We start from the raw sequence: 23,399 nt of genomic DNA on the forward strand, positions 1-23,399 counted from the left end.
GGCAAGGTCAGTTCAATGCGGCTGCCGGTCCAAAGAATTCATGGTGCGTCTGTTGTTCCGGCACACCCAGCTCGCGCAAGTATCGCTTGACGGCGCGCATGAATGGCTGCGGCCCCAGGAAGTAGGCATCGACATCGCGCGAGGCCGGCAGCCAGTGATCGAGGTTCTCTTTATTGAGCAAGCCGACAGCGTCCGGCGCGTCTTGTTCGCCACCATGTTCCGCGTAGCAGTAATAGCGCTGCAATTGCGGGTGCTGCGCGGCCAGTGCGTCGATCTGCTGGCGAAACGCATGCACGCCCTGGTTGCGCGCCGCGTGGATGAAATGCACGGGACGCTTGCCACGCAGGGCGGCCGTAAGCATGGCCAGGGTCGGCGTGATGCCCACGCCGCCGCTGATCAGCACCAGCGGCTTGTCGCTGTCCATCAGCACGAAGTCGCCCGATGGCGGCGTCAGCTGCACGGTATCGCCCGCCTGCACGTGGTCGTGGAAGAAATTGGATACCTTGCCACCCTGCTCGCGCTTGATGCTGATGCGGTAAGTCTGGCCATTGCTGGCAGCAGACAGGGAATACTGGCGGCGCATGGGCACGCCTTCGACGCTGGCCAGCACGCCGATATACTGGCCTGGCGCAAAGTCGAGCACGGACTGGCCATCGGCGGGCGCCAGCAGGAAGGAGGTGATCTCGTCGCTTTCCACGCTCTTGCCCTGCACGATGAAGTCGCGCGCGCCGCTCCAGCCACCGGGCGCGGCGGCCTGTGCCTTGTAGATGCGCCCTTCTTCGCCGGCCAGGATGTCGGCCAGCTGGCCGTAGGCCGCGCCCCAGGCATCGATGACGGCGTCGCTGGCCACCTCGGCGCCCAGCACTTCGCGGATGGCCTGCAACAGGCTGGCGCCCACCAGCGGATAGTGTTCGGCGCGGATCTGCAGGGCCACGTGCTTGTTGACGATGGTGGCCACCAGGTCGCCCAGCGCGGCAAGCTGGTCGATATGCTTGGCGTACATCAACACGCCATTGGCCAGCGCGCGCTGCTGGTCGCCGCTCTGCTGGTGCGCCTGGTTAAAGTACGGCAGCACTTCGGGATGGTCGCGGAACAGATTCTTGTAGAAGTGGCGCGTCAGCGCTTCACCACCCTGTTCGAGGATGGGGACGGTGGCCGTAATGATGGCGCGTTGTTCTTGGGTCAGCATGTAAAACTCCTGTGTATATTTTAAGCGGTCTCAGGCCAGCGTTTCAACGGCTGGATATAACTCATGGTCCTCGCGCCGCATGCGCTGGTACAGCGCGTGCAGCACGGTATTGGCTTCGTTGCGGAAGGCATCCGGTTCGGCTGCCAGGCGCACTGGCGTATTCCAGCGGCCGGCGAAATCCAGGTAGGCGCCGGCGATGCCGTGCATTTCGTTTTCGTACTGGAGGCCCAGCTGCGCCACCTTGGCCACGCCGCAACTTTGCGCAGCCGGATACAGATAGCGCTGCTCGACGGCCAGGTGCAGCTTGATCAAGCCGCTCATGGCGATGATCTGTTCGGCAATGGCCTGCGCCTGTGCGGCGACACCGCCGCGCGCCAGCTGACGCAAGTCATCGATGGAGGCCAGGATGGCCAGGTGCTGCTGTTTGAATTTATCGATATTCATGGCGTGTTTTTCTTGTTGAGTGTTGCCAGTGTAGCGGAATTCTCTTAAACATGCAAATCACATACATCTTTAAAATGTACGTTTTTCCTGCGGAAATCTGGATCGACATGCGCCACTATGTGCGGCACAGAACACAGGCTACGGCCCTGCCTGCCTATAATTTATTCATCGCAGCGCGTGTCCGTTTGCGGCCGTGTCGCACCCTCCACTCCAGCCAAGGATGAGCATGAAAATCAAGACGGACCTGGGCCAGGCGCAGCAACTGGCCGGCATCATCAGCGACCACCACACGGAACTGCTGGACGGCTGGATGGCCGGCCTGGTTGCCCGCCTGGTGCGACGCGACAAGATTGCGGAGAATGAGCTGCGCCTGCAGGCAGCGCAATTGCTGCCACTGCTGGCGGGCGCGCTGGACAGCGGCGACGCATTCGACATCGAAGGCGGCGCCTGGGACGACACGCGCCAGCTGCTCGCCGAAATATCGCAATCGCGCGTGCGCCAGGGCTATTCGCCGATCGACACGGCCAGCTTCATGTTTGCCCTGAAGGAGCCGCTGTTCGCCTATCTGCGCAAGGAAATCACGGCGCAGCCGCAGCAGCTGGGCGACGCCATCATCAGCACCAGCAAGCTGTTCGACGAGCTGGGCCTGCTGACCATCGCCATCTACCAGAAGGCGCGCGAACAGGTGATATTGCGCCAGCAACAGGAATTGCTGGAACTGTCCACGCCCGTGGTGCAACTGTGGCAAAACGTGCTGGCCCTGCCCCTGATCGGCACCCTCGACAGTGCCCGCACGCAGGTGGTGATGGAAAGCCTGCTGCAAAAGATCGTCGACACGGGCGCCCTGATCGCCATCATCGACATCACGGGCGTGCCTACAGTCGACACCTTGGTGGCGCAGCACCTGCTGAAAACCATCGCCGCCGCGCGCCTGATGGGCGCCGACTGCATCATCAGCGGCATCCGCCCGCAGATCGCGCAAACCATCGTGCACCTGGGCGTGAACCTGGAAGACGTGATGACCAAGGCCACCCTGGCCGACGCCTTCGTCGTGGCCCTGAAACGCACGGGTTCCAGCATCACTTACCAGCAGCAACCACACTGAGGCGCCTATGGAAAGAATCCCCATTTTACGCATGGGCCGGCTGCTGCTGGTGACCATCCAGATCGACATGCATGACCGCCTGGCAATGACCTTGCAGGACGACCTGACGACGCGCATCGTGACGGACCGCGCCACGGGCGTGCTGATCGACATTTCCGCGCTCGACATCGTCGACTCCTTCATCGGCCGCATGATCAGCAACACGGCGGCGATGGCGAAAATCCTCGACGCGCGCACCGTGGTGGTGGGCATGCAGCCGGCCGTCGCCATCACCCTGGTGGAACTGGGCCTGACGCTGGAAGGCGTGAGCACGGCGCTGAACGTGGAACGGGGCATCAAACTGCTGGAACGGGGCGGCGCATGCGCATGACGGGGGCGCCATGCTAGGCGCGCCGGCACAAGAACGTGCACAGGCAGGCGCGCAGATCCTGCCCTTGCACAGCGATGAAGACGTCGTGCGGCTGCGCAAGCAGGTGCGCGACAGCATGGTCGCCATGGGTTTTGGCTTGATCGAACAGACCAAGATCATCACGGCGGCGAGCGAACTGGCGCGCAACACCTTGCGCTACGGCGGCGGCGGCGAAGCGCGCATTGCGTGCGTCAGCGATGGCGCGCGCCAGGGCCTGGAACTGCGTTTTGTCGATGCGGGTCCGGGCATCGAAGATATCTCCCTGGCGCTGACCGATGGCTATACCAGCGGCGGCGGGTTGGGACTGGGGCTGGGTGGCGCCAAGCGCCTGGCAGACGCCTTTCATATCGACACGGCGCCCGGCGCGGGCACCACTGTCACCATCGCGAAATGGAAGCTGTTTTGAACCACATCGAGCAAGTACCTGACATTGCCAGGCAACGCAGTTTCCCCATCAGCGAACCGAGCGAGATCGCTGCGGCCCGCCGCGCCGGCAACGAAATGGCGCGCCGCATCGGCTTTGACGACGTGCGCACGGGCCAGCTGGCCATCATCATCAGCGAAGCGGCCACCAACATCGTCAAACACGCGCAGCGCGGTGAAATCTTGCTGCGCAAGGTGCTGCGCGGCGGCACCAGCGGCATCGAAGTGCTGGCTATCGACAACGGCCCCGGCATGGCGAATGTGCGCCAGCACATGCAGGACGGTCATTCCACCACCGGCACTTACGGCGTGGGGCTGGGCGCGATACGCCGCCTGAGCCAGGAATTCGACCTGTACACGGCGCCTGGCAAGGGCACGCTGCTGCTGATGGTGGTGTGGGGGCAGCACGCCAGCAGCGCCATTCCGGCCAGCCCGAACTGGCAAATCGGCGCCGTGTGCCTGCCGCTGGCCTCGGAGCAGGTGTGCGGCGACGCCTGGAACGTGGTGTGCGAAGGCCATGAACTGAGCCTGATGGTGGCCGATGGCCTGGGCCACGGCCCCCTGGCGGCGCGCGCATCGGAATGCGCCAGCGCGCTGCTGGAGGACAGCGCGCCCGGCCTGCCGCCCCTGCCCGCCCCCTTCATCGAACTGGCCCACGGCGCCCTGCGCGCCACGCGCGGCGCGGCCCTGGCGGTCGCGCATATCGACAGCGCGCGCCGCGAATTGCGCTATGCGGGCGTGGGCAATATCGCCGCCTGCGCCTTCGATGCGCAGCAGCGCCGGCATTTGCTGTCGCATAACGGCATCGTCGGCAGCAATCTGCGCAAGGTGCAGCAATTTTGCTATCCATGGCAGACTAGCACGACACTGATCATGCACTCGGACGGCCTGCACACGCGCTGGGACCTGGAACAGTATCCGGGCCTGGCGCCCTGCCACCCCAGCCTCGTCGCCGCCGTACTGTACCGCGATTTTGCGCGCGGGCGCGACGACGTCACGGTGGTGGTACTGCGCGAACATGCGGACCACCAGACCGCAATGGCAGAAGGGACAGGTGCGGCATGACACAACGCATATTGACGGCCCATATCGGCAGCGAACTCGATGTGGTGGGCGCACGCCAGCGCGCGCGGCAGATCGCCGCCCTGTGCGGCTTCGGCGTGCAGGACCAGGTGCGCATCGCCACGGCCGTGTCGGAACTGGCGCGCAACGTCTACAACTACGCCGGCAGTGGCAAGGTGCATTTCGCCATCGACGGCCAGACGGCGCCGCAGGTGCTCAGCATCCGCATCGAGGACCAGGGCCCCGGCATCGCGCCGCAGCAGTTGCAGCACATCCTGGCCGGCACCTACCGCTCGCGCACGGGCATGGGACTGGGCATCCTGGGCGCGCGGCGCCTGATGGACCGCTGCCACATCCACAGCACGCCCGGCGATGGCACCCTCATCACCTTGCAAAAGCTGTTCCCGCGCGCCGCGCCCCTGCTCGACGGAGCCACGATCGGCGTGCTATCCGGCAGCCTGCAGGCGCTGCCCCCGGATATCACGCTCGCCGAAGTGCAGCAGCAAAACCGCGAACTCCTGAGCACCCTGGCCGAACTGAAAACGCGCCAGGACGACCTGCTGCAGCTGACGCGCGAACTGGAAGACACCAACCGGGGCGTGGTGGCGCTGTTTGCGGAACTGGATGAAAAGGCCGACCACCTGCGCCGCGCCGACCAGATGAAATCGCGCTTCCTGTCGAACATGAGCCATGAATTCCGCACGCCGCTCAGCTCCATCCGCGCCCTGTCCAAGCTGCTGCTCGACCGCATCGACGGCGAGCTGTCCGAGGAACAGGAAAAGCAGGTGCTGTTCATCCTGCAAAGCGCCGTCAGCCTGAGCGAGCTGGTGAACGACTTGCTGGACCTGGCCAAGATCGAGGCGGGCAAGGTCGACGTGCACGCCAACAGCTTCCAGGTGACCGACCTGTTCAGCGCCCTGCGCGGCATGCTGCGACCGCTGCTGGTATCCGAGTCGCTGACATTGACCTTCATCGCCCCCGACCCGGCGCTGCACATCCACACGGATGAAGGCAAGCTTTCGCAAATCCTGCGCAACTTCATCGCCAACGCCCTGAAGTTCACGGAAGCGGGCGCCATCATCGTCAGCGCCACGCCCTTGCCGGAGCAGGACGCCATCCGCTTTTCCGTCTCCGACACGGGCCTGGGCATCGATGCCGAAGACGTGCAGCTGATCTTCGAGGAATTCAGCCAGGTGGCAAACCACATGCAGCGCAAGGTCAAGGGCACGGGCCTGGGCCTGCCCCTGTGCCGCAACCTGGCCACCCTGCTCAATGGCACGGTGACCGTGGAAAGCACGCCGGGATATGGCTCGCTGTTTTCCGTCGTCCTGCCGACCAGCTACCATGCGCCCGAAGGCAGCCTGCCGCCGTGCGCGCCGGCCAACGACAATGGCAACGACCAGCGCATCGGCGTGCTGGTGGTGGAAGACAATCCGCCCATCCGCCTGCTGTATGAAAAATTCTTGGCCGGCAGCGAATTTCGCGTCGTTCCCGCGCGCAGCGTGCGCGAAGCGCAGGAACGCTGGGAACAGCAGCGCCCTGCCGCCGTCATCCTCGACATCATGCTGCACGGCGAAACGGCATGGCATTGGCTGGCCGAGCTGAAAAACGATCCGCTGCGGCGCCAGGTGCCCGTCATCGTCGCCACCGAGATCGACGACGTGCGCAAGGGCCTGGCCCTGGGCGCCGACGCCTACTATGTCAAGCCGTTGCCGCGCCAGCAATTGCTGGCGACCCTGCGCGCGCTGATCGGCAATCCACACCACCGGCAAGAACCGGTTCCGCCGCAAGGCACAACCACCTGGGACAATGCGCATGCTACCGGATAACAACTGCGATGCTCTGATCCTGAACGTCGATGATAGCGATGGCGCCCGCTACGCCAAGTCGCGCATCCTCAAACGCGCCGGCTTCAAGGTCATCGAAGCCTCGAACGGAGGCGACGCGCTGCTGCGTGCCCGCCAGGACCGGCCCAATCTGATCCTGCTCGACGTCAAGCTGCCCGACATCAACGGCCTGGAAGTGTGCCGCCAGTTGAAGGGCGGCGCCGAGACGAACACCATCCTGGTGCTGCAGACGTCCGCTTCCTGCATCGGCACGGCCGACAAGATCCGCGCCCTCGACGGCGGCGCCGACAATTACCTGGTCGAGCCGATCGAGGCGGATGAATTGATTGCCAACGTCAGGGCGCTGCTGCGCCTGGGCCGCGTCGAGCGCGCACTGCGCGACGTGGACCGCCGCAAGGATGAATTCCTGGCCACCCTGGCGCACGAATTGCGCAACCCGCTGGGCCCCATCCGCACGGCGCTGGCCCTGCTGTGCAAGCTCGATCCGGTCGTGCCGGCCGTGCAGGACAATGCGCGCCGCACCATCGGCCGTCACACGGATCACCTGGTGCGCCTGGTGGACGACCTGCTCGACGTGTCGCGCATTTCGCAGGGCAAAATCTCGCTGCAATGGGAAAGCGTGAGCCTGGCCAGCGTCATCCGCAGCGCGCTGGAAACGAGTTCGCACAGCGTCGAAGCGCGCGGTCATGCGCTGGACGTGAGCCTGCCGCAGGAAGAACTGTGGGTCTGCGGCGACGCCGTGCGCCTGTCGCAGATCGTCGCCAACCTGCTGCTCAACGCGGCCAAGTTCACGGCGCCGGGCGGGCGCATCACCATTAGCGCCGGGCGCGAAGGCGACAAGGTGCGTATCCGCCTGAGCGACAACGGCATCGGCATCGCCGCGGCGAGCATCGACAGCATCTTCGGCCTGTTCGAGCAAAGCGGTCACGCGCCCGACCGGGTGCAGGACGGCCTGGGCATCGGCCTGTCGCTGGTGCGCAATCTGGTGACGCTGCATGGCGGCCAGGTCAGCGTGAGCAGCCCCGGCGTAGGGCTGGGCAGCACCTTCGAGATCATCCTGCCGCTCGACGCCAACGTGCCGCTGCCAGTCGCGCCAGCGCCGGAAGCGGCCAGCGGCGGCAGCCAGCGCATCCTCGTCGTCGACGACAACTGCGATGCGGCCGACACCCTGGCAGAATTGCTGGAAATGTACGGCCACACGGTGCGCACGGCCTACACGGGCGCGCAAGCGACCGAGCGCACCCTGGCATTCAAGCCCGACATCGTCTTTCTCGACATCGGCCTGCCCGACATGAGCGGCTACGACGTAGCCGTCCAATTGCGCCAGCTGCCGATACCGCAGCAATTCCTGCTCGTCGCGCTGACCGGCTATGGCCAGGAACACGACCGCCAGGCTGCCCTGCAGGCAGGCTTCAACGAACACTTCGCCAAGCCTGTCGATTTCGGCAAGCTGGCCATGCTGGGACTGCATATCGCACCATGAGCGGGGCCGTGGCTGCCTGTCTCCAGGGCGTCGGCTATAATCGGCCAGTGCCTGGCGTGACAGTCGGGCATTCCACCACTGGAACCATGGACATGACAAGCCGCGCGCCCCTGCTGCGCTTCACCATGACACTGGGCGCCCTGCACACCCTGCTGGGCTGGCTGCTGCTGCCTGCCCTGCCCGTCGGCCTGGCCGGCTGGCTGCTGGGCGGCCTGGTCTTGCTGGCGTCGACCATGCTGATGCCGATGACCATCTTCGCCCGCGCCGCCACCAACGATGCGCGCCTGGCCGACCGTTTGAGCTGGGCCGGCTCGCTGTGCATGGGCTTTTTTTCCTCGCTGTTCGTGCTCACCGTGCTGCGCGAACTGCTGATGCTGATCCCCGCCACCCGCCCGCACGCGCAGGCGTCCGCCGTCGCAGTCCTGGCCCTGGCGCTGCTGGCCAGCGTCGTTGGCTTCATCAACGCCCGCCGTGTGGCGCGCGTGCGCGAGGTTGACGTGCCCATCGCCGGCCTGCCGGCCGCCTTGCAGGGCTATACCATCGTGCAGCTGAGCGACATCCACGTGGGCGCCACCATCAAGCGCGCCTACGTGGAAGCCATCGTCGCGCGCGCCAACGGCCTGCAGGCGGACCTCATCGCCATCACGGGCGACGTGGTCGATGGCACAGTGGCGCAACTGGGCAGCCATACGGCGCCGCTGGGCGAGCTGCGCGCGCGCCATGGCATCTTCCTCGTCACGGGCAACCACGAATACTATTCGGGCGCCGCGCCGTGGGTGGCGGAGTTCCGCCGCCTGGGCTTGCGCGTACTGATGAACGAGCATGTGATTCTTGACCACGACGGCGCGCGCCTGGCGCTGGCCGGCGTCACCGATTTCAACGCCGCCGCCTTCGATCCGGCCCAGAAAAGCGACCCGCAAGCGGCCATCGCCGGCGCGCCTGCCGATATCCCCCGCATCCTGCTGGCGCACCAGCCGCGCAGCGCGCCCGGGGCCGAAGCGGCCAGCTACGACCTGCAACTGTCGGGCCACACGCATGGCGGACAATTCTGGCCGTGGAATCTGTTCGTGCCGCTGCAGCAGCCGTATGTGGCGGGCCTGCACCGGCGCGGCCGCCTGTGGATTTATGTCAGCCGCGGCACGGGGTACTGGGGCCCGCCCAAGCGCATCGGCGCGCCGGCGGAGATTACGAGGCTCAGGCTGGTGGCGGCGTAAAACCTAATCGGCCCAACTGGCCATCCATGCCTCGAAACGCGCCAGCACCGCCGGCGGATTCAATCTTGCCATGGCGCCTTCCACAGGTTCGCTGTCGCTGACCTCGAACAGCAGCAGACCCTCGTCGCGCTGCGCACCGGTGCCAAATACCCCTTCGGCGTCAAGCTGTGCCAACGCCGCGATGCAAGCCTCGAACACGCCGGCGCGGAAGGTGGCGAAATCGACGTCGAACGGCAGCTCGCGGCGCGCCTGCAGCAACAAGCGGTAGGCGCTGTCGAAGTACGCACCGCCGTCGCCGAACGCCCATTCGGCCGGGTTCCACAGCATCTCTTCGCCATATTCGGAAGCGGCCAGCGCTTCGCGGCTATTCGCCATCGGCCCGATGGTCATGGCGCTGTCGTCGCTCACCAGCGCGAAAGCGTTGAGGTGCTGGTCAGGATGCGCACGCCGCACGGCGCCAAAGGCCAGGCGCGCAGCATCCGCCACCAGGGTTTGCAACAGCGCGAAATCAAATACGGCAGGGTCGATGGCGCTTTCACGCGCCAGCGTGTAGCCGTCGGCCTGCGCCGCCTGGCAACGGGCGGCATAGGCGACATACGCTTCGGCCTCACTAACGTAGTCATTGCGCGTTTCTTCGCCCCAGGTCATGGCCGCGCCGGCCGCCGTCCACACGGTCGTGCCAAACACGCGCGCTTCCCGGAAGCAGGCAGCTTGATCGCCGTCCAAGGTGTAAAACAGGCGGTAGTTACTATGCATGGGAATTTTCATCGGTTAATCGGGCCGTATCTGCGCGGCGAAATCGCGCTGGCGAAACTGCTCCAGCAAAAAATCGACGAACACGCGCGTTTTCGCGGGCAAGAGCTTCTTGCTTGGATAGTACACGGACAGGGGACCGGAATCGGCATGCCAGCCAGGCAGCAATCGGACCAGGGCGCCGCTGCGCAAATGGGCCAGCGCATGCGGCATGGGCAGCAGCGCTACGCCGACGCCCAGGATGGCTGCCTGCGCCATCGCTTCCGGATCGTCGAAGATGGCGCGCGGCCGGCATTCGGCCACGCCTTCGCCGCCCGAGCCGTTGCGCAGTATCGAGCTGCGTAATCTACCGCTGCCGGCCGAGCGGCGCGCCACGCCGTCGAAGTGCGCCAGGTCTGACGGATGCGCGGGCATGGCTTTGCCCTGCATGAAGGCGGGCGACGCCGTGGCGACGATGTGGGCGTGACCCAGTTCGCGCGCTACCACGCCGGGCGTCAGCTCGATGCCGCCGCCGATGGCAACATCAAAACCTTCGCCGATCAAGTCCACTTGCCGGTTGTCGAAATGGCAGTCGGGGATGACGCCCGGATAGCGCGCGATGAAGTCTCCCAGCAGGGGCACCACGTAGCTACGCCCGAACGACGGCGCCATGCTGATTTTGAGTATGCCCGCCGGCTGGCCGCCCTCTTCCGCCACGCCGGCGATCGCTTCGCGCAAGGTGGACAGGGCGCCGCCTATCTGCTGCAGGAAGCGCTCGCCCCCTTCCGTCAGGGTCAGGCGGCGCGTGCTGCGCTGGAACAGGCGCAGTCCCAGGCTCGCTTCCAGCCGCGCCACGTTCTTGCTGACGGCCGCCGGCGTCAGCCCCAGGCGGCGCGCAGCCGCCGAAAAGCTGCCCAGCTCGGCAGACAGCACGAAGGATTGCAAGTGATTGAGAGCGTCCATGCGCCTATTCTACCCGCTCATTTAATAGTAATAGTTGAAAGTGATTGTAGCGATTCATGGCTAGCGCGCAGGCAATCGAAGGCAGATACTGAATTCCTCGATTCCTCACACAGAAAGCTGATCATGCAAAACCAAGCCACCACCAATACTTCCCAGCCACTGCAAAACAAGATCGCCTTTGTCACGGGCGGCTCGCGCGGCATCGGCGCGGCCATCGTGCGCCGCCTGGTCAGCCAGGGCGCCAACGTCGTCTTCACGTATCAAAGCTCCGCCGCCGAAGCGCAGGCGCTGGCCGCCACAGTGGAAGCGGCCGGCGGCAAGGCGCTGGGCGTGCAAGCCGATGCGGCCGACGCCACCGCCCTGACGGCGGCCATCGACAAGGTGGCGGCGCAGTTTGGCAGCATCGATATCCTCGTCAACAATGCGGGCGTGTTCCTGCCTGGCGCCATCGATGATTTTTCGTTGGCAGACTTCGACAAGACCTTGAACGTCAACGTGCGCGCCGTGTTCGTCGCCATCAAGGCGGCCGTGGCGCACATGCAAACGGGCGGGCGCATCATCAATATCGGCAGCACGAATGCGCACCGCATGCCATTCGGCGGCGCGGCCGCCTACGCCATGAGCAAATCGGCGTTGAGCGGCCTGACGCAAGGCCTGTCGCGCGACCTGGGCCCGCGCGGCATCACCATCAACAATGTGGAACCAGGCCCCGTCGCCACCGACATGAACCCGCCCACGGGCGACTTCGCCGACTTGATGCACGGCCTGATGGCACTGCCCCGCCACGGCACGGCCGATGAAATCGCCGGCATGGTGGCCTATTTGGCCAGCGCAGAAGCGGCGTTCGTCACGGGTGCCGGGCTGAAGATCGACGGCGGTTTTGCCGCCTGATCCAGTCCGAACATCAGCGAGCGGTGCGCTGCCACGCCGGCCATGGCGCCATCAGCCACCGCGAACGCCACGCTGCCGGCCATGCGTCCCGCGTCGCCGCAGCAAAAGACGCCTGGCACGCTGCTGGCCTTTTGCTCGTCGGTGCGCACGAACGGCCCCATGGCGCCCTCTTCCAGCAAGCAGCCCAATTCGCCAGCCAGGGCACTGGCGAGGCGGGTGCGGGTCGCCACGAACAGGCCGGCCATCGCATGACGGCTGCCGTCCGCCATGACTACATCGGCCACGCCGTCGATCTGCGCCACGGGCGTACGCACCACCGCCACGCCGCGCGCATCCAGTTGCGCCAGCTGCGCCGCATCGGGCTCGAACGCGCCATTCAGGAAAAAAGTGACCGTGCCCCAGTCGGGCAGCATCAGGGCATGGTGCATGGAGAGGGGGCCGGTGGCCAGCACGCCGATGGCGCCCTGCTGCAGCTCATAGCCGTGGCAATACGGGCAGTGAAAGACGCTGCTGCCCCAGCGCGCGGCCAGGCCTTCGACAGGCGGCAGCTCGTCGATCACGCCGGTAGCCAGCACCAGGCGGCGGCCGTGCACGACGCTGCCGTCCGCCAGCGTCACCTCGAAGCCATCGCCATCGCCATCGCTGCAGGCTGTCGCCTGCACGGCCATGCCATCCCGCCAGGTGACGGTGGCATACGCCAGCAGTTGCGCCTTGCCCTTGGCGGCGATGGCGGCCGTCCCGCTGCCGTCACGGGTCAGGAAACCGTGGGAATGGCTGGCGTAGCGGTTGCGGCGCTGGCCGCCGTCGATGACCAGCACGCGGCGGCGGGCGCGCGCCAGTTGCGTGGCGGCGGAGAGGCCAGCGTAGCTGCCGCCGACGATGATGGCGTCGAACGGGGCGTCGAATGCGGCGGAAGGCGTGGCGCTGCCCGCGCCTTGGGGTTCAGGAATGTGCATGTGGTGCTCCTAGTTGTATGGCGTATTGTTGGCTGAAACGTTCGGCCAGGTCGGCCAGGGTGACAGCGCCAAGGCGCCGGATCAGCAGCGCCTCGGCTTCGTCAAAGGCGCCGGCCAGCGACTGGTTGACCACTTGCTCGACCAGGCAGCCCGGCTGATCCACGCGGTTGCCCATGGCGAAGATGGTGGGCGAACCCACGGCCACGTAAATGTCTTGCAGGGTCACGCTGTGCAAGTCGCAGACGATGCGCCAGCCGCCGCCATGGCCCTTGACCGACGCCACGTAGCCGCGTTCGCGCAAGCCGGCCATCACGCGCCGCACCAGCACGGGGTTGGTGTCCAGGTAGCCGGAAAGTTCCTCGGACGTCATCGGGCGTCCCGCGTGGGCCATGTGCAGCAGCACATGGAGGATCGATGATAGTTTGCTGTCGCGTCTCATGTAACTAATGATAGTACATAATTCTCACATATGCAAATCAGTTGCAATTTTTGCGTAACTCGTTCGGCACATTGCGCCAGGCTTGCGCGGCCCAGTGCCACGAGGCGCCGCCGAACTGGCGGATGTATTCGGCCGGGTATGGGTACGGACCGGCCTGCACCAGGTAGCCGTTATCCTTCGGCTGGTAGATCGGGTGCGGCGCCGTGGCGACCAGGATCAGCACCGAGGCGCCGGCCAGCGCCAGCTTGCGCGCGGCCAGCGAGCCGATGATGCCGGAGCCGATCACGAGATAATCGGCAGAGAGTTCTTCTGCCATGATGGCTCCTTAAATTGGTTTTCTGGCCCAGCTGCCGTAGGCGCCGTAGGAATACGTGGGAGGCTTCAGCACATCGGCCACGACGGCCGCGTTCAAAGCCTGCTCGTAGGCGACGCAGACGGCCGCCTCGCCCGTGCCGACGATGCCCAGGTACCAGGCGCTGGCGATCTGGCGTGGCAGGGCCGCCAGCGGCGACTGGGCGGGGTCGCGCGCATCGAGCGCTTCCTGCAGGCCGGCCGCTTGCAAACCCTGCGCATTGATCAGGGCCAGCAGCGCGCGCACCTTCGCGGGGAAGGCGGCGTCCTGCGCCACCAGCGCGTCATACAGGCGTTTGGCCAGCACGGGGTCGAGCACCTGCCGTCCAACCAGCATGGCCGACACGCCAAAAAAGGCGCCCTGCTCCGCATTGGCGACCGGTTCGGCCAGCGCCCAGGGAATCAGCGCAGCGGCCGACGCCGACAGCAAGCCGGCCAGCGCCATGCGGCGGCCGGGATTGCGAGGGCCGCGGCCCTCCGTGTGATGTGTAGCGTCCAATTGAAGCTCCCGTGAGTTCAGCAACCGTTCAGAAAGAATGCTTGAGACCGACCATCACCACCGTCTGGCCGCCGTTCGACGATGGCGTGCCGTTTTGCGAATCGCCCACCGAGGCGACGGCATTGACGATGGCGCCGTCCTGGCCCAGGGTCTGGCCGCGCGCCAGCTGGCGCGCTTCGATCAGGTAGATCGCGGTGCGCTTCGACAACGCGTAATTCTGTTCGAACGACAGCTGGCGGTAGCGCGCGCGGTCCGACACGCCGTTGGCGCGGCTGGTGTAGGTGTCGCTGTAGCCGGCGGACAGGAACCACTGCGGCGTCAGCTGGTAGCTCGAGATCAGGCCGGCCGTGTTGAAGACGACCGTGTCGCGGAAGGCCGAGCGGCTGCCGGCCTGGTATTGCACGTTGCTGGCATTGGCGCCCACCATCCACTTGCCCATGGTGTAGCGCGCGCTGGCGGCGATGAATTCGATGCTTTCCGCCGAGGCGTAGCCCTGGTTGATGGCCGAGATGCCGAAGCTGGCCGAGGCGTTATCGCTCCAGCCGGCGCCACTTGCGCCATTTTTCAATTTCAGATAACCGAGCGCGAATTCAGCCGGCGAGGTGCTGTACTTGACGGCGGCGCTGAAGCTGCTGCCCACGGCATTGCCGTCGGCCGCTTCGCCAAAGCCGTATTGCGCGCTGGCCTGCAGGCCGCGCCAGGCGGGCATGCTGTAGGTGATGGAATTGCTGATGCGCACGGTGGTATCGAGGCCGTCGATATCGCCCGGGTGGGCGCCGGTGGCGCCCGTCAAGACATTGCTCGACGCCAGCGAACCCACCAGCAGGTAATACGGCGTGTACTGGCGGCCGGCCGTCACGCTACCGTAGGCCTTGGACTGCAAGCCCACATAGGCCTGGCGGTTGAACAGGGAGCTGGCGGAACTTTGCGCACCCGTGTCGCTTTCAAAGCCGTTTTCCAGCAGGAACAGCGCCTTCAAGTCGCCGCCAAGATCTTCCACGCCCTGGAAACCGATCTTGCTGGCGGATAAGTTACCGCTGCGCATGTAGGTGTTTGACTTGCCGCCCTGGTTGCTCGCGTAGGCAGTAGCCGCATCGACCACGCCGTAAATGGTGACATTGCTTTGGGCGCAAACGTTTGCGACTATGAGCGTGGAGACGGCCAGCGCCGCAGCGCGCATGCATATAGTGTTCATTTTTTCCTGACTTTTTTATTTTATTGTACGTACGATAAGTATTTTCGCCGCGATGGCGAAATACAGGCTGTGGCGCCGCGTTGCCGCCCCATCCAGCCAGCGGGCATCCGCTGTTCTTCTTGATCTGGATCAAGTAGGGCAAATTATACGCTTATTTACTAACATGTAAGTGATTGACTGTAAGGCGTTGTCTTATAGCAAAACTGAGCGATGTGCGGGTACAAGCCCGGCAGGATGCGGAAGTGCGCGGAACCGGCATGGCAAAAGCGGCGGCGGCGCGTGTTGAAAAACACGCGCCCGGTGGATGGTCAGGCAGGAAGAAAACGGGGGAGCTGGAAGGCTCAGCGCAGGATGGCGGGCTCCACCGGCAGGGTTTCCAGGGCAATGAAGGCTTCCAGGGTGCGGCGCATGTCTTCGAACACTTGCTTGCCGTAGGCCGCTTCCAGGTGGGCATATTGCAAGTCGATGAGTTTACCCATCTGCAGCAGCAGGCTGGCGCCCGCTTCCGACAGGTGCACCTTGCGGCGGCGCTGGTCGCCTTCGAACTTGCTGCGCCCGATCAAGCCGATTTCTTCCATGCGCGCCAGGATGCCGCTCATGCTGGGGCTGGAAATCTGGCAGATCTCGCACAGCTCGCGCGGCTCCAGGGTGGGGCTTTCGTTCAGCGCGCGCATGATGCGCCACTGCTGCTCCGTCACGCCAAAGTGATTGAGGATGGGGCGGAAATGCTGGAGCAGGCTGTCGCGCGCCTTCAGCAGCAGTTGCGGCATGTTCGGATAACGGATCGGTAGCTGCAAGCGGAACTCCTGGGTGGCCGGCAAATGAACGTCATTATACGGCCCGCCCTGTGCAAACGGCAGGCCGGCAACGATGTATTTTCACTACGTCCGCCCTTCCCGCTCCACTTGCGCATGCCGCTGCACGGACCACAGCACGCCCGCCGTCAGCAAGACCATGGCCGCCCATTCCAGCGGGCGCGGCATGCGCCGGGCGTAGACGAAACCATACAGCAGCGCGAACAGGGTCTCCGACAGGATCAGCTGGCCCGACAAGGTGACCGGCACCAGGCGCGACGCCAGGTTCCACAGGTAGTTGCCGATCACGGAAGCGCCCAGCGCCAGCAGCAGGCACACGAGCCAGTACCAGGGCCAGTCGCGCGCCGGCGCGTCTTCGGCGCCACTTGCCTGCTGCAGCGCCAGCATCACGGCACCGACGACCAGGGCGATGACGCCGCTGACCAGGCCATACAGCATGGCCCATTCCACGGCACTGACATGCGCATGGCGCTTGAGGAAGCGGGCATTGTCGAGCGCATACCAGGTCCAGCAGGCGAGCGCGCCGATGGCACACAGCACGCCAAGCAGTTTGTGGGCCAGGCTGGCGCCATCCACGCCACCTTCATGGCTGAAGATATCGAAATTGATGCAAGCGATACCCAGGGCCACCACCAGCAGCGGCCAGGCCAGGCGGCGCAAGGGCAGCGCGCCGTGATCCTTGTGGCCGAACAGCGTCACGCTCAGGGGCAGCAAACCGATGATCAGGGAAGTGGGTGCCACGCCGGCCAGCTTGACGCCATGCGCCAGCAGCAGGTAATACACGATATTGCCAGCCAGCGCCTGGCGCAGCATGGCCAGCCAGTCGTCGCGCCGCAAGCGCCGCAGCAGGGGCAAGAGGCGCGGCAGCATCAGCCCCGCCGCCAGCGCGCCGTAACAGAGGTAGCGGCCCACCATCAGCTCGATGGGAGAAAAATCCGGCAGCAAGACGGGCACAATGAAAACGGCGCCCCAGAAGGCGCCGGCCAGCAAACCACATACGATTCCACGCCACATGCAGCCACTCTCACGTCATCACTTGAAGGCGCCAGTATGGCATGCGGAGTGGCCCGTCGTCAGCCCTTCGCCTTGCGTTGCTCGGGAATGAAGTGTTCGCGCACGGCCTTGGCCAGCAAGCCAGGTGGCAGCAAACCCTGGCCCAGCAGGAAGTTGTTGAAGGCCAGGCGGTCGAATTTCGCGCCCAGCGCCAGCTCCGTTTCCGCGCGCAGCTGCAGGATGCGCGTATAGCCATAGAAATAGCTGCCCGCCTGACCCGGCATATTGAAGGTATAGCGGTCCAGCTCCTGGCGCGCCATCGGCGCCGACAACATCACTTCATCCGTCAGGATACTGCCCGCTTCTTCGCGCGTGACCTGCCCCAGGTTCAGCAGCGGGTCGAGCATGGCGCGCGCCGCGCGCAGCATGCGGAACTGCAGCGCGATGAACTGGCCTTCGGCCGGCTCGTAGGGCATCATCTCCGCTTCCGCGTACAGCGCCCAGCCTTCCACGTTGACGCTGTTGAACGCGTACAGGCTGCGCGCCTGCGACACGCCCCGCTCCACCATGGCGCTGAACTGCAGCTCGTGGCCCGGGCGGCCTTCATGCGCGCTCAGGGTCCAGGCGGCGCCCGCAAAGTTAAAATCGTCATACGCTTCGCCCTTGCCGCTGGCAGCCGGATTGCTGACGGGGAGGACGAACTGGCCGTGTTCTCCCGTATTGCCGATCAGCGGAGGCGGACGCATGTGCGGCGCCGGCTGGGCCGCCGATTCGGCGGCGGACGCCAGGCGCATGGTCATGGCGCGCGCGGGAATATCAACCACGCGCTGCTGGCGAATGCGCTCTTCGAGCTGCGTATTGACGCCCTTGTAGCGCGCTTCGAGCTGCTCGTTCGGGATGGCGTCCACTTTCAGGGCGCGCAGCACCTGGCGGTAGTCGCTGCCGTCGACGCCCTTCAACGCCAGTTTGGCCGCCACCACGGGCGCCAGCGCCTGCATGGCGGCGCGCGTTTCCAGGTAGGCCACTTGCGCCCGTTCGACCAGCACGCGCGGTTCGATATCGATGCCCACCTGCTTCAGGCGAAACGCGTACAGCTCGGGCGCCATGCGGAAATCCGTGCGCGACAGCGGCAGTACCACTTGCGTCTCCCACGCAGCGTACGCGTTCAGTTGCTGTTCCATGGCCGCCAGCGCAGGTTCGGCGCCCGCGATCTGCATGTCGGTAAACAGCTTGCGGATGCCGGCAATATACGTCGGCACGTTTTCCAGCGATTGCTCCACCTGCAGGCGCACGGGTCCCGCCAGGCCAGGCTTGCCGATTTTTTCCGTGAAGCGCGCCTTGGCCTGCTGCGTGATCGGCGTGCTGCCCGGGAACTGGCCCACGTAGCGCTGCAGGCGTTCGAGCGCCTTGGCGCGGCGCGCGGCCGGGCGCTGTTCCTGCAGCAGGCTTTGCATGCTGCCAAAAACCATTTGCGGCACATCGACCCACGGCAAGGTGTACTTGGCATCCAGCCGGGCGCCGGCGATTTCCTGGTCGACGGCCTGCGTCAGGATTTGCAGATCCTGGCGGATGCGTTCATCTTTTTCCGCCGCCAGCTTTTGCTGCAATTGCGTGCGCGCCTGCTGCATGGCTGCCACGTAACGTTCCGTGATCTTCGGCCCCAGGTCGGCGGCCAGGCCGTCGTACTGCGCCAGGCCCGTGTCGGAAGCGTTTTCGGGCGAGAACTGCGCCTGCGCCGCCAGCACGATGGCAGCGTTGCGGTTGCTGGCCTCGACCCAGGCCGATGCTGCATCGGGCGCTGCAGGGGCGGCGGCCATGGCGGGCATGGCAAACGCGATGGAGAGTGCCGCGGCAAGCACGGTCTGGTGCAATTTCGGAATAAGGCACATCGGGGGTTTCCTTCCTGGCAGAATCGGCGAACAAAACGGCGATCGAAGCGGCCAGTATCGGCGAGCGCCAGGGTACTGTCAATCGGGCGGGGACAGGCCGCGCCGGGCGGCCCGTCCCGCTTCTATCAATACCCCAGGCCGTAACCGAACTTGTACAGCGGATGGGCCGTGTCATACGGCACGTCCGATTTCTGCACCTGCACTTCGGCCATCGACGATGGCAACTCGAACGGCAGCTTGCCCTGCGGCTTGGCCTTGCCCGTCAAGACATCGAACAGCGCGCCATCGCTGACGCCAAAGTTGGCGAGTATGGCGCTGGCCTTGTCCTGCACGTTGCCGAGAATGGCCGGACGGTCCAGGTAGACCGTCACCACCGTCTTCGGCGCGTATTTCGCGGCGTTCTTGATCGCCTCGTAGTCGGCGTCGCCATCGACATAGTTCAGGCGTCCTTCGTGCTGCATGCTGCCGAAGATATAGTTCGGGTGCAGGATTTCATACGGCGCGGCCACGCGCAGCAAGGCCACGTCCGCTTCCTGCGGCGTGGCGACCACCGTGTAGCCGTATTGCTTCGCCACGGCCGCGTCGATGCCGTACAGGTAGACCTTCTTGACGCTGGCCGCCAGCGGCAAGACCTTGTCCTTGTTTTCCAGCAAGACCAGCGAGCGGCGCTGGGCCTCCAGGCCTGCTTCGACAAAGTCCGCCTTGCCCACGGTGGTGGCCGCCTTGGCCGCATCGACAAACGGATGCTCGAACAAGCCTTGCTTGAATTTCTGGATCAGGATGCGCCGCGCCGACGCGTTGATGCGCGCTTCCGTCAGCTGCCCCCGCTGCACGGCTTGCGTCAGGTACGGCGCTTCCGTCACGCCGCCAAACTGGTCCATCCCCGCCGTCACGGCCTTCACGTAGCGCTCGGCCTTGGTGGCGTCTTCCATGCCCCACGGCGTGCCGAAGCCGATGAAGGAAGGCGCCACGCCCGGCGCCGTGCCGTTGCGGCAGTTGGCGTCGCAGTCGGAAGTGATGCCCCAGTCGGACAAGATCACGCCCTCGAAGCCGTATTTGCCGCGCAACAGGTCCGTCAGCATGGTCTTGCTGAAACCGGCCGCCACCTGTTCCAGGGTGATGCCGGCTATGGTGATATTGCCGTCCGGCAGAGCGTAGGTGGGCATGACGGAGGCCGCCTTGGCCGTGAAGGCGCCCTCGAACGGTTTCACGTGGTAGGCAAAATTATTGCCTGGGTAAGTCATGTAGCGGCCATAGTAATTGTGGCCGTCGAAGCCCTCTTTCGTGGCGCCGTAGCCGACCCAGTGCTTGACGACGGCCACCACACTGCCGTCATGCAAGCCCGTATTGCCATCCTGGAAGCCCTCGATATAGTGCTGCACCATGCGCTTGGCCAGGTCCGCGTCTTCGCCGAAGGTACCGTTGATGCGCGACCAGCGCGGCTCGGTGGCCAGATCCGCCTGCGGCGACAGCGCCTGCGTGATGCCGACGGCCAGGTATTCCTGGCGCGCGATGTCGCCGAAGCGGCGCACCAGCGCATCGTCGCCGATGGCCGCCAGGCCCAGGGTTTCCGGCCACTGGGAAAAACCCTTGGTGCCGGCGCTGGCGCCCACCGTGTACTGGAAATGGTGGCGCGGATCCGTGCTGATGGACACGGGAATGCCGTGGCGCGACGTTTCGCTCAGGGCTTGCACCTTGTTGTACTGCGAAGCCATGTTGGCCGTGTCGCCCGCCATGCGGGTGATGAAGGTATTCACGTACTGCTTGACGATCAGGTCCTGCAGCGCCGTCAAGTCATATGCGCCACCCAGGCCGATGCCGGAAGGGTCGGACACGGTGGGGGCGGTGCCATGCATCATCAGGCCCGCTTTTTCATCAAGGCTCATGCGCGACAACAGGTCGTCGGCGCGCGCCTCGGCCGGCAGGCGCCAGTCTTCGTAGCGATCGATCTTGCCGTTGCGGTTCATATCCTTGAAGGTATAACCGTCGACCTTGAGCTGACTGTAGGTGGTGGCGCCGAATACGGGCTGCGTGTATTGCTCGCTGTCGTTATTGCCGCAGGCGGCCAGGGCAAGCGTGGCGACGCAGCCGGCGACCATGCGGGCCATCGGTTTCATAGTGCAATTCATCATTATCTCCAAGACTGTTTTTGTAGGTATCAAGGCGCGGCAGCAAGGCCGGCCGAAAACAATATAGCGTGAGAATGCGTGAGTTTCTTGACTGCGCAACACGCGTTTTATACCCGCGAGAACAATTTTTGGTTAGAGGGCACAATAACCAACAATCTCCTACAAAGTGCTAATATTTGTGAAAAATTACTACAACAAGCAGGAGACACCCTTGCACAAACCCGACACGCGCACGGTTTCGAACCGCATCGCGCAGCAATGCGCACGCGCCATGCAGGCCAATGGCCACGACCCCGCCGACTTTTTCCGCCACACTGGCATCACGCCGGCGCAGCTCACGGAACCTGGCGGGCGCATCAACGCCGAGCGGCACCGCCGCATGACGGCCTACGCCCAGCAGTTGCCGCAGCACCGGGCCATTCTTGACCTCGATGTGACGCACTGGTTCGCGCATTACTCGGGCATCGCCCACGTCTGCTTCAACCGCCCCACCCTGCGCAGCGCCCTGCACGAGCTGCTGCACTTGCGCGGCCTGATCGGCGAATTCGACTTCATGCTGATGAGCGAAAATGGCACGCGCATCGAGATCGAGTACCTGTCCGAGTTCTGCCCGCTAGGGGGCGCCATGCAGGCCCTGGCCAATTTCCGCATGCTGTCGCTGGTGGCGCGCGCCTACGACGATGGCGCGGCCACCGCCTTCCACGCCGGCTTCCAGGGCAAGGCGCCGTGGTTCGCGCCGGCCATTTCCGAGTGTTTCGGCGCCGCCGCCATCTTCGGCCAGGCGCGCAACACGCTGACGTTTGACGCGCCTGCGCTGGACCGGCCCTTTGCCCAGTTCAACGCCATGCTGGCGCCGCACGCGCTGCGGCACGCGCAGGGACAATTGCAGCAGCTGCAGGGCGCGCAGCTGTTTTCGGCCCGCGTGGAGCAAGCCATCATCGATTTACTGGGCCAGCAAGGTGCAGGCGATGCCGACGGCGCTTCGCTGCTGCCGGCACTGTGCGATGGCCTGGCGATGAACCGCTGGACCTTGCAGCGCCAGTTGCAGCAGGAGCAGACCTCGTTCCGCGCGCTGGAACTGCGCGCCAAGAGCCGCGAATCGCGCCGTTTGCTGCGCGAAACGAGCATGAGCGTGGTGGAAATCAGCGAGCGCCTGGGCTTTTCCTCGCAAAGCGCGTTCACCCGCTTCTTCAAGACCCAGTTCGAGCTGCCGCCCGCGCGCTACCGCCACGACATGCAAGGCATCTCATAGGACTACGTCAAAAGAAGTGGCGCAGGCCCGCCATCACGCCATTCTGCGTGCGCCCCGCGCCCACGGTGCCGCCCGCGTCCAGCGCCACGGCGGCCGCGCCATCGTTATCCATGCGGCCGATGGCGCTGTAGATAGCCGTGCGCCTGGATAAATGATAGGTCAGGCGCACGGTGGCCAGGATGGAGTCGTTCGGACTGTGCTTGACGGCCAGTTTGGCGATTTGTCCATCGAGCACCAGCGCGGGCACGACCGGCCAGGCGGCGCCCACATACAGCAGTTGCGAGTCGACTGGCCCCGTGGCGGCGCGGATGGTGCGGTCGATCACGCCGCCGCCGATTTTCAGCTGGTCGAGCATGGCATAGGCGCTGGCGATCACACGGCGGTCGAAGTTGCGGCTCGACGTGAGGCCGTTGGCCGCGCCCGCGTTGCCATACATGATGTCATACGAGGCCGTGGCGCCATAGCGGCCCGTGTCGTAGCCCAGCAAGGCGGTGATTTGGCGGCAAGCCTTCGCATTGCCCGCCACTTCACCTGCGCAGCCCGTGGCCGCCGGCCCGCCCGCCGCCGAGGCATCGCGGCCCAGGCTGTAGGTGGCGCCCACCGTCACGTGGGAAAACGTGCCCAGGTAGCCGATGGCGTTGTCGCTGCGCGCATTCGGCAGGTACAGATCGAGGCTGCTGATGGAAAACAGGGCCGGCCCCATGATGTCGGATTTTTGTGTGGCCCAGAACGACATATTCATTTGCCGCCCCAGCATCACGCTGCCATAACGGCCCTTCAAGCCCACGTACGACTGGCGGCCGAACAGTCTCCCGCCCTGCCCCGCGATGCCCGTGTCGACGCCGAAGCCCGATTCCAGCGCAAAGATGGCCTGCAAGCCGCCGCCCAGGTCTTCCACGCCCTTCAAGCCGAAGCGCGACGGCAGTGAACCCGTCAAGGTGGGCATCTTGGTGACGCTGTCGCCGGCCGCGTTGGTATTCGTCGTGTAGGCCACGGAGCTATCGAGCACTCCGTACAGGGTGACGCCGCTTTGCGCGTGGGCGCTGGTGCAGGCGCACGCGCCCAGCAGCGCCATGGTGATGGCCTTGATTTTTCTCATGCTTGTCTCCATTTTTAGTG

Annotated in this window: 23 protein-coding genes; 9 read left to right on the forward strand and 14 right to left on the reverse strand. The window is 65.1% G+C overall.

What is annotated here, in order from left to right; translation table 11 throughout:
* Window positions 1–7: 7 nt before the first annotated feature.
* Both hmpA and ACQ4WP_RS15240 read right to left on the reverse strand, forming a co-directional pair.
* Window positions 8–1,189, reverse strand: coding sequence for an NO-inducible flavohemoprotein (gene hmpA / locus ACQ4WP_RS15235; RefSeq protein WP_436521975.1), 1,182 nt, complete (start codon window positions 1,187–1,189; stop codon window positions 8–10).
* A gap of 30 nt (window positions 1,190–1,219) precedes the next feature.
* The gene (locus ACQ4WP_RS15240; RefSeq protein WP_436521977.1) at window positions 1,220–1,633 is read right to left on the reverse strand and encodes a hemerythrin domain-containing protein; all 414 of its coding nucleotides are present in this window, start codon (window positions 1,631–1,633) and stop codon (window positions 1,220–1,222) included.
* A 220-nt stretch (window positions 1,634–1,853) separates the two neighbouring features.
* Between ACQ4WP_RS15240 and ACQ4WP_RS15245 the strand changes: the two genes are divergently transcribed.
* The 7 genes from ACQ4WP_RS15245 (at window position 1,854) to ACQ4WP_RS15275 (ending at window position 9,176) form a co-directional block, all read left to right on the forward strand.
* Window positions 1,854–2,738 carry an STAS domain-containing protein gene (locus ACQ4WP_RS15245; protein ID WP_436521979.1) on the forward strand — a complete coding sequence of 295 codons (885 nt, stop codon included), beginning with the start codon at window positions 1,854–1,856 and terminating at the stop codon, window positions 2,736–2,738.
* A gap of 7 nt (window positions 2,739–2,745) precedes the next feature.
* Entirely contained in the window at window positions 2,746–3,108 is a 363-nt protein-coding gene (locus tag ACQ4WP_RS15250) for an STAS domain-containing protein (RefSeq protein WP_436521981.1), read from the forward strand.
* 10 nt (window positions 3,109–3,118) lie between these two features.
* Window positions 3,119–3,553: an ATP-binding protein gene (locus ACQ4WP_RS15255; RefSeq protein WP_436521983.1), complete on the forward strand. Its 435-nt coding sequence runs from the start codon at window positions 3,119–3,121 to the stop codon at window positions 3,551–3,553.
* On the forward strand, window positions 3,550–4,635 hold the full coding sequence (locus tag ACQ4WP_RS15260) for an ATP-binding SpoIIE family protein phosphatase (protein ID WP_436521985.1): 1,086 nt from the start codon (window positions 3,550–3,552) through the stop codon (window positions 4,633–4,635). Before ACQ4WP_RS15255 ends, ACQ4WP_RS15260 begins: the two co-directional genes overlap by 4 nt.
* Window positions 4,632–6,461: an ATP-binding protein gene (locus ACQ4WP_RS15265; RefSeq protein WP_436521987.1), complete on the forward strand. Its 1,830-nt coding sequence runs from the start codon at window positions 4,632–4,634 to the stop codon at window positions 6,459–6,461. The genes ACQ4WP_RS15260 and ACQ4WP_RS15265 overlap by 4 nt, the downstream gene beginning before the upstream one ends.
* On the forward strand, window positions 6,448–7,962 hold the full coding sequence (locus ACQ4WP_RS15270) for an ATP-binding response regulator (RefSeq protein WP_436521989.1): 1,515 nt from the start codon (window positions 6,448–6,450) through the stop codon (window positions 7,960–7,962). The genes ACQ4WP_RS15265 and ACQ4WP_RS15270 overlap by 14 nt, the downstream gene beginning before the upstream one ends.
* 92 nt (window positions 7,963–8,054) lie before the next feature.
* Complete coding sequence (locus ACQ4WP_RS15275) at window positions 8,055–9,176, forward strand: metallophosphoesterase (protein ID WP_436522091.1); 1,122 nt, start codon at window positions 8,055–8,057, stop codon at window positions 9,174–9,176.
* Window positions 9,177–9,179: 3 nt separating this feature from the next.
* On the opposite strand, the gene ACQ4WP_RS15280 is transcribed toward ACQ4WP_RS15275, so the two are convergent.
* Window positions 9,180–9,932, reverse strand: coding sequence for a DUF4303 domain-containing protein (locus ACQ4WP_RS15280; protein ID WP_436521991.1), 753 nt, complete (start codon window positions 9,930–9,932; stop codon window positions 9,180–9,182).
* A gap of 15 nt (window positions 9,933–9,947) precedes the next feature.
* A complete protein-coding gene (locus ACQ4WP_RS15285) occupies window positions 9,948–10,871 on the reverse strand; it encodes a LysR family transcriptional regulator (RefSeq protein WP_436521993.1) in 924 nt (307 codons plus the stop codon).
* Window positions 10,872–10,994: 123 nt separating this feature from the next.
* On the opposite strand from ACQ4WP_RS15285, the gene ACQ4WP_RS15290 reads away from it, so the two are divergent.
* Window positions 10,995–11,762, forward strand: coding sequence for an SDR family oxidoreductase (locus ACQ4WP_RS15290; protein ID WP_436521995.1), 768 nt, complete (start codon window positions 10,995–10,997; stop codon window positions 11,760–11,762).
* Here the strand turns inward: ACQ4WP_RS15290 and ACQ4WP_RS15295 are convergent.
* The 9 genes from ACQ4WP_RS15295 to ACQ4WP_RS15335 all read right to left on the reverse strand — a co-directional run bounded on the left by ACQ4WP_RS15295 (window position 11,690) and on the right by ACQ4WP_RS15335 (window position 21,016).
* Window positions 11,690–12,718, reverse strand: coding sequence for an NAD(P)/FAD-dependent oxidoreductase (locus tag ACQ4WP_RS15295; RefSeq protein ID WP_436521997.1), 1,029 nt, complete (start codon window positions 12,716–12,718; stop codon window positions 11,690–11,692). The two genes, ACQ4WP_RS15290 and ACQ4WP_RS15295, sit on opposite strands and share 73 nt — an antisense overlap.
* Window positions 12,705–13,157 (reverse strand): RrF2 family transcriptional regulator, encoded by a 453-nt coding sequence (locus tag ACQ4WP_RS15300; RefSeq protein WP_436521999.1) that lies wholly within the window; start codon window positions 13,155–13,157, stop codon window positions 12,705–12,707. The genes ACQ4WP_RS15295 and ACQ4WP_RS15300 overlap by 14 nt, the downstream gene beginning before the upstream one ends.
* A gap of 37 nt (window positions 13,158–13,194) precedes the next feature.
* The gene (locus tag ACQ4WP_RS15305) at window positions 13,195–13,473 is read right to left on the reverse strand and encodes a hypothetical protein (protein ID WP_436522001.1); all 279 of its coding nucleotides are present in this window, start codon (window positions 13,471–13,473) and stop codon (window positions 13,195–13,197) included.
* A gap of 9 nt (window positions 13,474–13,482) precedes the next feature.
* Window positions 13,483–14,007 carry a sugar dehydrogenase complex small subunit gene (locus ACQ4WP_RS15310; RefSeq protein WP_436522003.1) on the reverse strand — a complete coding sequence of 175 codons (525 nt, stop codon included), beginning with the start codon at window positions 14,005–14,007 and terminating at the stop codon, window positions 13,483–13,485.
* Between the two features lie 28 nt (window positions 14,008–14,035).
* Window positions 14,036–15,202, reverse strand: coding sequence for a porin (locus tag ACQ4WP_RS15315; RefSeq protein WP_436522005.1), 1,167 nt, complete (start codon window positions 15,200–15,202; stop codon window positions 14,036–14,038).
* A 341-nt stretch (window positions 15,203–15,543) separates the two neighbouring features.
* A complete protein-coding gene (gene hpaR, locus ACQ4WP_RS15320) occupies window positions 15,544–15,999 on the reverse strand; it encodes a homoprotocatechuate degradation operon regulator HpaR (RefSeq protein ID WP_436522007.1) in 456 nt (151 codons plus the stop codon).
* Between the two features lie 84 nt (window positions 16,000–16,083).
* Window positions 16,084–17,031, reverse strand: coding sequence for a DMT family transporter (locus ACQ4WP_RS15325; RefSeq protein WP_436522009.1), 948 nt, complete (start codon window positions 17,029–17,031; stop codon window positions 16,084–16,086).
* Between the two features lie 59 nt (window positions 17,032–17,090).
* Window positions 17,091–18,899 carry a DUF885 domain-containing protein gene (locus ACQ4WP_RS15330; protein ID WP_436522011.1) on the reverse strand — a complete coding sequence of 603 codons (1,809 nt, stop codon included), beginning with the start codon at window positions 18,897–18,899 and terminating at the stop codon, window positions 17,091–17,093.
* Between the two features lie 125 nt (window positions 18,900–19,024).
* Window positions 19,025–21,016, reverse strand: a complete 1,992-nt coding sequence (locus tag ACQ4WP_RS15335; protein WP_436522013.1) for a glycoside hydrolase family 3 protein — start codon at window positions 21,014–21,016, stop codon at window positions 19,025–19,027.
* A gap of 223 nt (window positions 21,017–21,239) precedes the next feature.
* On the opposite strand from ACQ4WP_RS15335, the gene ACQ4WP_RS15340 reads away from it, so the two are divergent.
* Complete coding sequence (locus ACQ4WP_RS15340) at window positions 21,240–22,280, forward strand: helix-turn-helix transcriptional regulator (protein ID WP_436522015.1); 1,041 nt, start codon at window positions 21,240–21,242, stop codon at window positions 22,278–22,280.
* A 7-nt stretch (window positions 22,281–22,287) separates the two neighbouring features.
* Here the strand turns inward: ACQ4WP_RS15340 and ACQ4WP_RS15345 are convergent, their stop codons facing one another.
* Entirely contained in the window at window positions 22,288–23,379 is a 1,092-nt protein-coding gene (locus ACQ4WP_RS15345) for a porin (protein WP_436522017.1), read from the reverse strand.
* Between the last annotated feature and the right edge of the window lie 20 nt (window positions 23,380–23,399).

Origin of the sequence: Janthinobacterium lyxosi (genome assembly GCF_051380665.1) — a bacterium.
Taxonomy (GTDB): Bacteria; Pseudomonadota; Gammaproteobacteria; order Burkholderiales; family Burkholderiaceae_D; genus Janthinobacterium.